The organism is Sporosarcina sp. P12(2017) (assembly GCF_002743035.1).
Classification (GTDB): Bacteria; Bacillota; Bacilli; order Bacillales_A; family Planococcaceae; genus Sporosarcina; species Sporosarcina ureae.
In genome coordinates this window covers 193,332-205,378 of sequence record NZ_PDYL01000003.1, presented here as the reverse complement: position 1 = coordinate 205,378, position 12,047 = coordinate 193,332, and the positions used below count along the sequence as shown (strand labels likewise).

The 12,047-nt window shown below is 40.9% G+C and carries 10 protein-coding genes; 9 read left to right on the top strand and 1 reads right to left on the bottom strand.

What is annotated here, in order from left to right; genetic code table 11:
- Window positions 1–68 precede the first annotated feature (68 nt).
- From CSV80_RS03705 to CSV80_RS03665, 9 genes are all read left to right on the top strand, one after another.
- Complete coding sequence (locus CSV80_RS03705) at window positions 69–1,142, top strand: M42 family metallopeptidase (protein ID WP_099669640.1); 1,074 nt, start codon at window positions 69–71, stop codon at window positions 1,140–1,142.
- Window positions 1,143–1,165: 23 nt separating this feature from the next.
- Window positions 1,166–1,681, top strand: a complete 516-nt coding sequence (locus tag CSV80_RS03700; RefSeq protein ID WP_099669639.1) for a DUF84 family protein — start codon at window positions 1,166–1,168, stop codon at window positions 1,679–1,681.
- A gap of 78 nt (window positions 1,682–1,759) precedes the next feature.
- Window positions 1,760–2,278 carry a hypothetical protein gene (locus tag CSV80_RS03695; RefSeq protein ID WP_099669638.1) on the top strand — a complete coding sequence of 173 codons (519 nt, stop codon included), beginning with the start codon at window positions 1,760–1,762 and terminating at the stop codon, window positions 2,276–2,278.
- 33 nt (window positions 2,279–2,311) lie between these two features.
- Window positions 2,312–3,127: a DUF1444 family protein gene (locus CSV80_RS03690; protein WP_099669637.1), complete on the top strand. Its 816-nt coding sequence runs from the start codon at window positions 2,312–2,314 to the stop codon at window positions 3,125–3,127.
- Window positions 3,124–3,729, top strand: coding sequence for a YtpR family tRNA-binding protein (gene ytpR / locus CSV80_RS03685; protein ID WP_099669636.1), 606 nt, complete (start codon window positions 3,124–3,126; stop codon window positions 3,727–3,729). The genes CSV80_RS03690 and ytpR overlap by 4 nt, the downstream gene beginning before the upstream one ends.
- A 205-nt stretch (window positions 3,730–3,934) precedes the next feature.
- Entirely contained in the window at window positions 3,935–6,946 is a 3,012-nt protein-coding gene (locus CSV80_RS03680) for a DNA translocase FtsK (protein ID WP_233201506.1), read from the top strand.
- A 130-nt stretch (window positions 6,947–7,076) separates the two neighbouring features.
- Window positions 7,077–8,390 carry a UDP-N-acetylmuramate--L-alanine ligase gene (gene murC / locus CSV80_RS03675; protein WP_029052841.1) on the top strand — a complete coding sequence of 438 codons (1,314 nt, stop codon included), beginning with the start codon at window positions 7,077–7,079 and terminating at the stop codon, window positions 8,388–8,390.
- A 159-nt stretch (window positions 8,391–8,549) separates the two neighbouring features.
- A complete protein-coding gene (locus CSV80_RS03670) occupies window positions 8,550–9,002 on the top strand; it encodes a DUF948 domain-containing protein (RefSeq protein ID WP_099669634.1) in 453 nt (150 codons plus the stop codon).
- Window positions 9,003–9,060: 58 nt separating this feature from the next.
- Entirely contained in the window at window positions 9,061–9,801 is a 741-nt protein-coding gene (locus tag CSV80_RS03665) for a YtxH domain-containing protein (protein WP_099669633.1), read from the top strand.
- Between the two features lie 104 nt (window positions 9,802–9,905).
- Here the strand turns inward: CSV80_RS03665 and pilM are convergent, their stop codons facing one another.
- Window positions 9,906–12,041, bottom strand: coding sequence for a pilus assembly protein PilM (pilM, locus tag CSV80_RS03660; protein ID WP_369802801.1), 2,136 nt, complete (start codon window positions 12,039–12,041; stop codon window positions 9,906–9,908).
- Between the last annotated feature and the right edge of the window lie 6 nt (window positions 12,042–12,047).

The following is a 12,047-nucleotide window of genomic DNA, read 5'->3' as shown; positions in this document are numbered from 1 at the left end:
TAATTAGTATTCATCTGTTTGGTATGTGGATATACTACACATAGACAATAAAAAAGTGAGGGATTTCGATGAAAAAAGAAACATTGGATTTATTTCGTACATTGACTGAACTTCCGGGCGCACCAGGTAATGAATACCGTGTCCGGGCTTTTATGCGTGATCAATTAGCACAGAACTCGGATGAGATAATTCAGGATGGTTTGGGTGGCGTGTTTGGTGTTCGACATGGACAAGAAGATCAGCCGAAAATTATGGTTGCTGGACATATGGATGAAGTCGGCTTCATGGTAACAGGTATTACGGATAACGGAATGCTTCGTTTTCAGCCGTTAGGTGGCTGGTGGAACCAAGTATTACTGGCACAACGAGTCCAGATCATTACAGAAAATGCGGAAATTCCGGGTGTGATTGGCTCTATTCCACCGCACTTACTGAGTGACGCAGAGCGTAGAAAACCAATGGATATCAAAAACATGCTGATTGATGTCGGTGCAGATGACAAAGCAGATGCTGAGAGTTTCGGTATTCGTCCAGGTCAGCAGATCTTGCCGATTTGTCCGTTCACACCGATGGCTAATCCGAAAAAGATTATGGCCAAAGCATGGGATAACCGCTATGGTTGCGGTCTCGCCATAGAACTGTTGCAAGAAGTGAAAAATGAAACGTTGCCAAACACATTGTATTCAGGTGCAACAGTCATGGAAGAAGTCGGCTTACGTGGCGCACAAACAGCAGCGCGTATGATAGATCCAGACTTATTCTTCGCACTTGATGCAAGTCCTGCAAATGATGCAAGCGGCAATAAAAAAGAATTCGGTCAGTTGGGCCAAGGGGCATTATTGCGAATTATGGATCGTTCGATGATAACACACCGTGGTATGCGCGAATTCATTTTGGACACTGCTGAAACTCACAATATACCGTATCAATACTTTGTATCCCAAGGCGGTACGGATGCAGGGCAAGTACATGTCGCGAATAACGGCGTACCAAGTGCAGTCATCGGTATTTGTTCTCGCTACATCCATACAGCGGCTTCAATTATCCACACAGATGATTATGCAGCAGCGAAAGAATTAATTACAAAGTTAGTAAAAGCGTGCGATAAAACCACAGTAGAAACTATTAAACAAAACTGCTAAACAACTAGAAATGAGGCGGTTGAATGAAATTTGTTCTTGGTTCTGAAAATCAGGCGAAAAAACGTGCAGTACTTCGGATCGTCGACCGCTTTCTAGAGAACAGCACTGTTACTTCAACGTCTGTTCCGTCAGGCGTCAGCGCACAGCCAATGAGTGTAGAGGAAACTCGGCAAGGTGCAATCAATCGTTCCATCGCTGCAGCAAAAGATGCTATTGGTATTGGGTTAGAAGGTGGTGTCCATATGATCGGGGACACGATGTATCTATGCAATTGGGGCGCCCTTACCACGCCGGAAGGCAAAACGTTTACTGCTGCGGGGGCACAAATCCCTTTACCCGAAGAGTTAGCTGAAGAAATTCGCCAGGGGAATGAACTAGGTGATGCGGTAGATGCTTATTTTAAAAAGCAAAACATTCGCATGTCTGAAGGCGCTATGGGGATGTTGACGGCTCAACTCGTACCGAGAGACGCGTTATTTGAGCATATCATGCAATTATTGATCGGCCAGCTGTTGTATAGCAAGTCGCCACAGAGCTGACGATTGCAATAGCAGCGGGGTGCGATTAGAATAGGACTGATAGAAAATTGAACGAAAGTAGAGAAGGGGGGAACCTGAATGTTGCGAAGTGGAAAGGTTTTCTTGCTGTTGCTACTAGCTGTCGTATTGGTAGGATGTAATCAGAAAGTGGAAGTCCGAACTGATGATGCATTTGTTTCAGCGAAAAAAGCATTTGAATTAAATAGCAAAAAAACAAACCAAACAGTGGGCGATATTGATTTCTATAAACCGCCAACTCTACGAATAGATAAAGAATCTATTTCACAAAAGATTGTTTTAACTAAACGAAATGATTCATTTTATCTAACAGTTAATCCGAATGAAAAGAAAAACAGTCAAGTGTATTATGACGTACTATTGACGGATGAACCGGATCATTTAGTAGGTGCACAAACATTCTCAAAAGATGATGCATTTGGCTTTGTCGCTGTTATTCAAAAAGGTGAGAAGCAAGTAGAACTAATTGCAAACGTAGGTGGAGCGAAAGTGGAAACGGTGACGAATGAAGCAAATACCGATGCCTACTTAGAAAAAATGATGGAAATTGCTCGTTCGGTTCAGCATGACGATCAGTAAGTATTATTGAGTATTGAAGGAGTGGGTTAACGAATGGAAGCTGAAGATTTGGTAGAAGAACTAAAGAAACGCTTACCTAAAGAGAACTTTGATTGGCAATTTGACCGAAAAGCAGACAAATTGCGAATTGTCCATCATACTCTTCATAAAGGTATGGATATTTCATTACCTGAAATTTTATCTAAGTATGAGCAGAAAAAAGAACGCGCAATCGATGAAGTGGTGTATACCGTCCGTGAGACTTTTCTTGCAATGGAGCAAGAGCAAGCAAAAGGGTTCGCAGGAGAAAACACGATCTATCCTGTCATCCGATCGACTTCATTCCCAACGGAAAGTTCTGCTGGACAAGCTTTCTTAAAGAAAGATCATACAGCCGAAACACGGATTTTCTATGCGCTAGACTTAGGAAACACGTATCGCTTGATCGATCACGGTATGCTGTCCGATTTGCAGATGACAGAACAGGAAATACAAGAGGTCGCCATGTTTAAAGTGAAGGCGTTGCCGACAGCTTATAAGCAGGATATCGTATCGGATAATATTTTCTACTTCATCAACAATAACGATGGCTATGATGCGAGCAGAATATTGAATCAGCCATTCATGAAAGAAATGGAACAGAAAATCGAAGGTCATATGGTCGTTTCTGTCCCTCACCAAGACGTGTTGATCATCGGAGATATCCGAAATGACACAGGGTATGATGTCGTGGCACAAATTGCCATGCAGTTTTTCACAACAGGCGCTGTACCAGTCACGTCATTGTCTTTCATTTATGAAGATGGTAAGCTTGAACCTATTTTCATTATGGCAAAAAATAGATTGGCAAGAAGGGAAAAGAAGAAATGAATATATTTTATAATCCAGAAGGTGTTGGCGACGTATTATTCGTTCAACTTACAACAGAAAGACCGACAGCTCTCACTGCTGAAAGAAAAAACAATGTTACATTGATCAAAAATGAAGAGACAGGAACTGTAGTAGCGTTCAATTTATTTGATGCATCTAGTTATTTCACTGTTTCAGCAGTAGGGCAAGTAGAACTGACAGAAGAGCTTGGCGAACAAATACAACAAGCATTAAAGAAAAACGACATAGATTTGGAATTGGAACTGGATTTCACTCCAAAATTCGTTGTAGGCTATGTGGCTGAAAAAGAAAAGCATCCAAATGCAGATAAATTGAACATCTGCCAAGTAGAAGTAGGGGAGGAAACACTACAAATCGTTTGTGGTGCTCCTAATGTGGAAGCTGGACAGAAAGTGGTTGTAGCAAAAGTAGGCGCTGTAATGCCTTCAGGTATGATTATTCGTGATGCGGAACTACGCGGCGTTGCTTCATCAGGTATGATCTGTTCTGCTAAAGAACTCGATCTGCAAGATGCACCCGATGCAAAAGGAATCCTCGTATTAGAGGACGATCGAAAAGTCGGAGAAGCTTTCGAAGCGTAAGTTGAAAATATATCCATAGTAAAAAGCTTTTGCACAAGGCTCATTTAGCTTGTGGCAAAAGCTTTTTTGTATTATTGTTACAAAGGGTTACAAATGATCATTTTATACAAAAAGTACATAGAACTGTTTGATTTCCCCACAGGTAACCTGTTAAAATGAAATGATTGATATGAAAAGAGTGATATATTTGAGTTGGCTACGGAATATGAAGAGACGCCTTCAGCAAATGCAAGAAGGCACTGAAAAAGATAACCCTTTAAAAGAACAAACAACTACTGAAAATAACATTGTAAAAAATAATGAAAACCAAAACAAAAATGAAGAATTTGATGAAAATAAAAAAACAAACTTTCGATTTCCGATAGTTTCTGACTATGAAATTTACGGATGGGAACCACAGATCCATCATGATGAATATACAAAAGATTATGTGCAAAAAGATGTAGCAGAAGAAGACATATATGAAATACTTCCTTTGGAACAGAATGAACGTTGGCCAGGTCGTTTTGAGCGAAGTGGAAATGTCTACCGTGCAGAAGCGAAACGGGATTTTGCTCATATCATTCCACCTACGTCCAATCCATTACCTCTTCCGTTTTCTGGGAGAAAGCATGAACGTACGCTGCACACAGAGCCGCAACGGATTGAACCCTATGAATCACAGCGTCCTGAATTAGAGGAAACATCTCGCCAAAAGGAAGAACCTGTGAAGGTAGAGAAACCGAAGAAATTTAGAAAGCCGTTTTCGCCTACACATGTGCCTTCACCTATCTATGGATTGCACACTAGTTCTCCAATCAGTGAGGCTATGGAATCGGTTATAGAAAAGAAAGATACGAAAGACCAAGAATTGCACGATCAATTAGAAAATCATGACGAGGAATTGCCATTATCCTTGATTTCCAATCAACAATCAAATGAAACACCACTATTTGCTAGTTCTTCAGAAAAAAGACAGTCTGAGGTGTCCTCGGCGAAAGAACACACTCAAAAAGTAGAGGAATCTAAATTAGAAGTATCTGAAGAAGCTAACCAACTAGTAGAGCAGACTGAAGAAATACCAGTGATAGAAGAAGAGTTAGTTGAAGTAGCTGAACACGACGATGTGCATGATGAAATCGAAGGAACAGAAGAAGCCGAAGAAACAATTGTAGAGTTAGAAGCTGCAGTAACAATTGTGGAACCAGAAGAATCGCAGGAAGTCTTTGCGCATACGGAAGATGTAGAGCAAACTCAATTGGTAACAGAAGTAGAAACAGAAGTAGAAAAGCATAATAATCCAACTGAACCAGAAGAAATTGCAGTAGATTCAGAAGCACCAGTAACTGTTACGGTTGAAGAAGAAATAGAAGAAATGGAAGAAGAGATAGAAGTAATAGAATCGGATGAAGTAGAATCTGAAATAGATGATATTGAAGAACAAGCACAACCAGTTAAGAAAGAAAAAGTGGTCCCATTTAATGTGTTGATGCTTAAATCTGATAAAGAAAAATTAGCGGCAAGAGTAGAAGAGTTAATTGCAGCTAATGCAGCGAAGAAAGAAATTGTGGTAGAAGAGCCAATTGAAATAGAATCTGATCACAAACACAGCATGGCGGAACAATCTGAAGCGGTAGAAGATATACAACCGGTACTGCCAGAACAACAGAAAAATAGTGTAGAAGCGAGCATGGAGGAATTAGCATCCATTAAAGAACCCGTATCCATTGCAGTAGAATCTGATGTTGAAGTTACAGAAGTGGTCGCGACGACTTCTGAAACAATTGTAGAAGAACCTGAAGAGGAAATAATTGAGGAAGAACTACCACATTATGGATTCCCGACGATGCACTATTTAGCGCCACCGGAAGAAGAAATCATAGATGAAGAGTGGCTTGCGTCGCAGTCTGCTACGTTAGAAGAAACGCTTTCTCATTTCTCTGTACAAGCTTCTGTTGTTCAAGCTGTGCAAGGTCCTGCAGTCACAATGTTTGAGTTAACGGTAAAGCAGGGGACAAAGGTAAGTAAAATTCGAAATCTTACCGACGACTTAAAATTGGCTTTGGCCGCTAGAGATATTCGTATTCAGGCACCAATTCCAGGTACAAGTATGATTGGTATTGAAATCCCGAATCGTAAAACACGTGCTGTTCGAATTTCAGAGGTTATTGATAGTGATCCGTTTATGAATTCAGACTCACCTCTAGAGGCAGTACTCGGACTGAGCTTGACAGGGGAGCCGCAAACGATTGATCTACGGAAGATGCCACACGGAATGATAGCGGGTGCAACAGGTTCCGGTAAATCCGTCTGTATCAACTCTATACTAATCAGTTTGCTGTATAAAGCTTCGCATCATGATCTGAAACTATTACTCATTGATCCGAAAATGGTAGAACTGGCACCATACAATGGTATTCCTCACTTGTTGAGTCCGGTTATTACAGATGTAAAAGCAGCGACTGGCGCATTGAAATGGGCAGTCAATGAGATGGAAAGACGCTATGAACTGTTTGCGCATTCCGGCGTACGTAATATTGAACGCTATAACGAAATGGTCATGGAATCACGACGTTTCTCTTTAAAGATGCCTTATATCTTAGTAGTGATTGATGAGTTAGCGGATTTAATGATGATGGCGCCTGCAGATGTCGAAGTGTCGATCAGTCGAATCACACAAAAAGCTAGAGCTTGTGGTATTCATTTAATCATTGCGACACAGCGGCCTTCTGTTGATGTCATTACCGGAACGATCAAAGCCAACATTCCGACTCGTATAGCGTTTGCTGTGTCCTCACAAGTGGATTCAAGAACGATTTTGGACTCGGTAGGGGCAGATCGTTTACTTGGTAAAGGAGATATGTTGTATTTAGGCAATGGCCAATCGGCTCCTGTTCGTCTTCAGGGGACATTTGTCACGGATGATGAAATCGAGCGTATAATAGAACATGTTCGTAATGAAGCAGAACCGAATTATTTATTCGGCCAAGATGATTTGCTGGCGGCCGCTGTCCGAGAAGAAGAATCGGACCCGTTATTTGAGCAGGCCTGCAATTTTGTCATCGAGCAGGGGAGTGCATCTACCTCGTCGTTACAGCGCCATTTCAGCATCGGGTATAACCGAGCGGCAAAGTTGATCGACCGAATGGAAGCGAATCAATTTATATCTGAGCAAAGAGGGAGCAAAGCGCGCGACGTCTTTTTGACGGAACAAGCATTTGAAAGCTTCATGAAATAATGAATTCATAGTTCGGATCTAAAGATTTGATCGAGCGCATGATATTCTATAACAAGAAATAATCTTCTGGTCTATTATTAGACGGTTGAAGATAAAAAGTGGGATGAAAGAACTCCCGGGAGGTTTCAATATGACATTGTTACATTTTACTGGTATAAAAGGATCAGGAATGAGTTCCCTTGCCCAGTTGCTACATGACTCTTCTTATAAAGTTCAAGGTTCAGACGTAGAAAAATACTTTTTCACAGAAGATCCCTTACATGAACGAAATATAAAAGTTTTGCCATTTGACGAAAATAATATTCAGCCGGGCATGAAAGTAATTGCGGGAAATGCATTTAAAGATGATCATCCTGAATTACTACGCGCAGAAGAACTAGGGATAGAGGTTATTCGTTATCATGACTTCCTTGGCGACTATATGGAACAATTTACTTCCATCGGGGTTACGGGAACGCATGGTAAAACATCTACAACGGGCTTGCTTGCGCATGTATTGGGTGGCTTTGCGCCAACCTCTTACTTAATTGGAGACGGTACAGGTAAAGGTGTCGAGAATGCGGAGAACTTTGTATTTGAAGCATGTGAATATAAACGTCACTTTTTGGCATACCATCCAGACTATGCTATCATGACGAATATTGATTTCGATCATCCGGATTACTTCACAAGTTTGGATGATATTCTAGACGCTTTCGGACAGATGGCGAGTCAAGTGAAGAAGGCGTTAATCGCTTGCGGTGATGACGATAATCTTCAGAAACTCCAATGTCAGGTTCCAATTGTCTATTATGGCTTGGATTCATCCAATGATTTCTACGCAGCGAATATTGAAAAAGATCAAAATGGCTGCTCGTTTGATGTGTTCATCCGAAATGAATTTTATTATCGTTTCACAATTATGTTGACAGGCGACCATGCTATTCGAAATGCTTTAAGTGTTATTACACTATGTCATTATGAAAATATTCCAGCTGAAATTGTAAATGAACGTTTTGCGACGTTTACGGGCGTGAAAAGACGATTTACTATCATGGAATTAGATGGCCGTGTCATCGTCGACGACTATGCACATCATCCTACTGAAATCCGCGCGACATTGGATTCAGCACGTCAAAAATATCCGAACCGTGAAATAATTGCGGTATTCCAACCGCATACATTTAGCAGAACAGCTGCGTTGCTAAATCAATTTGCAGATAGTCTTTCTGAAGCAGATCATGTGTATTTATGTGATATATTCGGATCGGCAAGAGAGCAATCAGGAAATTTAACGATTCATGATTTAATTGATAAAATTCCTAATTCCCAACATTTGAAAATAGAAGATATGTCAGATTTAGAAGCACATCAAAATTCTGTAATCTTATTTATGGGAGCTGGAGATATCCAGTTATATTTAAAACAATTTAAGTCTGATATCACGAAAGAAGAAACAGCCTAATCTTTATGAGAGGGCTGTTTCTCATTTTCTTTAAAATTTATTCGTTTCGATAAAGGATATCAACTAGTTATGTCGAACAGGAATATAGGACGAAAAGTTTAGAAACTCTGAAAGAAGGGTAAAGTTTTCGTAAGAATATGCACTAGGAGGATTACGTAAGTGATCAATTTACTTTACGTTGCAGCAGTGATTGCTGCAATCGCATTTCTTATTCTTTGTGTAAGTCTAGCGATGACGCTGGGGTCGTTAAAGACATCATTACAAAGTGTCTCGCATACAGTAGATGGCTTATCAAAGCAATTAGAAGGAGTGACTACAGAGAGTACGCAGCTTCTTCAAAAAACCAATCAGCTGGCCGAAGATTTACAAGGAAAAGCGGACAAGCTGAACACTGTGGTGGAGGCAGTAAAAGGAGTAGGTGACTCAGTGAACACGCTCAATCAGTCCGTTCACCGGATTTCCAGCTCAGTAACTACCAAAGCCGAACAAAACAGTGACAAAATCGCGCAAGTAGTACAATGGGGAACTGTTGCAGTTGGTCTATATGATCAGGTAAAGGAACGGCAACCCGAAAAGTCTGCTGGTTGGACAGTGTACAAATCGCGCTCCTAGTACAAGCATTTTCCTTTAAAATGTACAAAAAACAGTTAATTCACAGGAGGAATAAAAAATGACAGAAAACAAACCAAACTATAACGATAACCAAGGTAACTATTCAAATACTTATGGACAGCCACAATACCCAGCAAACTACACATATCGTTCAACAAATGATCTGTATGATGAAGATAGTAGCGGCACAGGTAGTTTCATTGCGGGCGCAATCATTGGTGGAGTAATCGGAGCCGCGACAGCATTATTCTTAGCACCGAAGACGGGCCGTGAAATGCGAGAAGATTTAACTTTGCAAGCTTCACAATTAAAAGATAAGAGTATTGAATTAAGCTCAACGGCAAAAGGTAAAGCGGTGGAGTTATCCAGTGCGGCAAAAGATTACACAGCTGACTTTACGGATACAGCAAAAGAAAAAACTACAGCTTTCACTACAGCTGCAAGAGAGAAGACTTCTGAGCTATCTCATAACTTACAAGAGCAATCAGGACAGCTAGTAGATAAAGTGAAATCTGCTACATCAAAAGCTAGCATTCCAATGGATGATGGTACGGTATCATCTGAAGGGGAAGAAGCAACTGATTATAAAAGTGCAAAAGAAAACAATGAAAAATCTGGAGAACTTTCAAAAGTAAAAGATGCTTCAAACAAAACTGAAGATCAAGTTAAAGCTGTCAAATCGTCAAACCAAAACAAAGACAACAAAACTCCTAAAGCAGATACTTCTGCTAAAAAGGATACTAATCAGTCTAAAGCAAACAACTCATCTTCAAACAACAACAAAGTCCATTCTAAATAATAGCGAAAACCTTCCTTCACGGGAAGGTTTTTCTATGCGTACCCTTAGATAAAAGAGTCATAGGAAAAAGCTACGCTGTGCGGTTTTTCTGCACAGCGTAGCTTTTATTCGAATATAATTTCTAGTTGATCTCCACCGAATATTATTTCATTGAAGCGAATGGAATCACCATTACGCAATAATCGATAGTTGGCAGTAGAGTGAGAGGGTAATGAAAAATCAGTGAATGAAAAAATATCACTGAATAGTATAGGAGAGCTGGGTAAGGACTTGAACTCCACCTTGTCGTTAGATTGTACTTGGTAGTCAAGACTCGCCAGTTGTCCGTTTACATAAGTAGCAGTTCGTTGTTTTGTAATCACCACAGGTTCTTCATTGAATGTAACATCGGCACGTTCTTCTAGAATGATATCCAAATCCTTCGCTATTTCTTTCAATGAAAGAAAAGAAGGCTGATACGTCTCTATGATATCGTTTGCGTGAATCTGATAATCGTCTGAGACTTCTTGTCCGTTTACGGTATAAATGGTCTCACGCTTCCTCAGACGGTGGGGAGTTCCGTTCCATGTAATTGTGAACGGCTCTGTCCACGGACTTACAGGAGACGTGATTACATCTTGTATTCTATTCGCTGGATTCACTGTCAGTTCATCCCGATCAGCAATCTTAGTATCCATTGTAACGGGCTTTCCATTCAGCAAAATTTGACCTGTAATCTTCTGAGTTACCCCGTCCAGCTGATAATGAATGGATTCAGGCGCCTCTACCAAGTCTCTGACTGTCGCTGAGGCGTCTGTGCCGTCTTTACCGAACAATAGCTCAATGCTATCTAGATTGCCAACACGATCCTTAGTGCCGGCTTCAGTGCCGTTTAACAAGATGGTCGTAGAAGAGCCGTGCTCGCCAGGAAGTGTTCTCCACTGTCCATTTACTTTTACAGTTAGTGCAAGTCCAGGTCTACCATATAATTGACGAGCGGTAATGCGAGCCGCCAGCAATGTATCGCCTACTGTAAGCTCTTTTAGCTCGAACAATCGAATGGATTGGTCGTTGACTGTTAAAGAAATGTAATGAATCGGAGCTCTTTGCGCTGCGATCGCAATCCCGATCGGTGTAACGAGTGCAGGAGAGGCTTCAATCTGATCAGAGAATGTGACCCCTGAAAGCGCATCGAGACTTCGAATAGCTACCCGGTTTTCAGGAAGATCTAGTTGCGTACTCACTTCTTTTGTCAGAGTAGGAGTTAATCCTCCACCTCCAACAATCATCACGGCTTGTGGAGGTGAGTTATGATTCAATCGTTTGATTTCATTCGCAATGGACAACGCGAGATGTTTCACTGACGGTCTGATGACATCAATCACTTCTTCTGAAGGTATTTCTTGTCTAAATCCTAAAATGTCATGAACTGTCAAGACATCGTGTTCAAGGATTTGTCGTTTCATTTGTTCAGCTAAAGGAAAGTCAAGCAAATAGTGTGTACTTAGTGCTTCGGTCATTTCGTCTCCTGCAACAGGTACCATTCCATAAGCTGTCACGGTATTTTCCCTGACAATGGCAATATCTGACGTGCCAGCCCCGATATCGACTAATGCGATATTCAATCTTCTCATGGAAGGGGGAACGAGCACATGAATAGCAGCGATCGGCTCAAGTGTTAAAGCTTCCATTTCCAAATCGGCACGCTTTAACGCGGCGAGTAAGGATTCCACAACTACTCGTGGCAAGAATGTGGCAATGACTTCTACGGTCGCTGATTTCCCAGTTTGATCTATAAGGCTACCAATCTTTTCATCTTGCAATTTATAATATAAGACAGAATAACCAACGCAGTAATAATGATCATCCTCTTGCGATTGATGAGCGGATAGTAATTTTTCTTGTGCATGTTGGACAGCTGATAATTCCAATCGGTTAATATCTTCTTTTGAAATTAAAGTACGATCTGAAATATCCACCGTTACAGTTCCTTCTGCTGTTTTCAATGAACGACCAGCTGCTGCAACACTGACACGTTTCAGGGGACCGTGAATTTGCTCTAATTCTTCTTTAATTTCTTGAATAATGGATGCGACGCTTAAAATATTATGTATTTGCCCATCAATCATCGATCGCTCTTTATGTTCTTTTGAAATCAAGTCTACAATATGGAATGAATCATTCTGTTCTTCCAGTATAATGCCCACAACCGAGCGAGTCCCGATATCAAGAGCGAATAACTTAGTAACCAGGATTTCCAACCTCTT

What these genes read in the sequence shown, in the direction of transcription:
- CSV80_RS03705 (WP_099669640.1), top strand. Translation starts at nt 69, where the DNA reads ATGAAAAAAGAAACATTGGATTTATTTCGTACATTGACTGAACTTCCG.
- CSV80_RS03700 (WP_099669639.1), top strand. Translation starts at nt 1,166, where the DNA reads ATGAAATTTGTTCTTGGTTCTGAAAATCAGGCGAAAAAACGTGCAGTA.
- CSV80_RS03695 (WP_099669638.1), top strand. Translation starts at nt 1,760, where the DNA reads ATGTTGCGAAGTGGAAAGGTTTTCTTGCTGTTGCTACTAGCTGTCGTA.
- CSV80_RS03690 (WP_099669637.1), top strand. Translation starts at nt 2,312, where the DNA reads ATGGAAGCTGAAGATTTGGTAGAAGAACTAAAGAAACGCTTACCTAAA.
- ytpR (WP_099669636.1), top strand. Translation starts at nt 3,124, where the DNA reads ATGAATATATTTTATAATCCAGAAGGTGTTGGCGACGTATTATTCGTT.
- CSV80_RS03680 (WP_233201506.1), top strand. Translation starts at nt 3,935, where the DNA reads ATGAAGAGACGCCTTCAGCAAATGCAAGAAGGCACTGAAAAAGATAAC.
- murC (WP_029052841.1), top strand. Translation starts at nt 7,077, where the DNA reads ATGACATTGTTACATTTTACTGGTATAAAAGGATCAGGAATGAGTTCC.
- CSV80_RS03665 (WP_099669633.1), top strand. Translation starts at nt 9,061, where the DNA reads ATGACAGAAAACAAACCAAACTATAACGATAACCAAGGTAACTATTCA.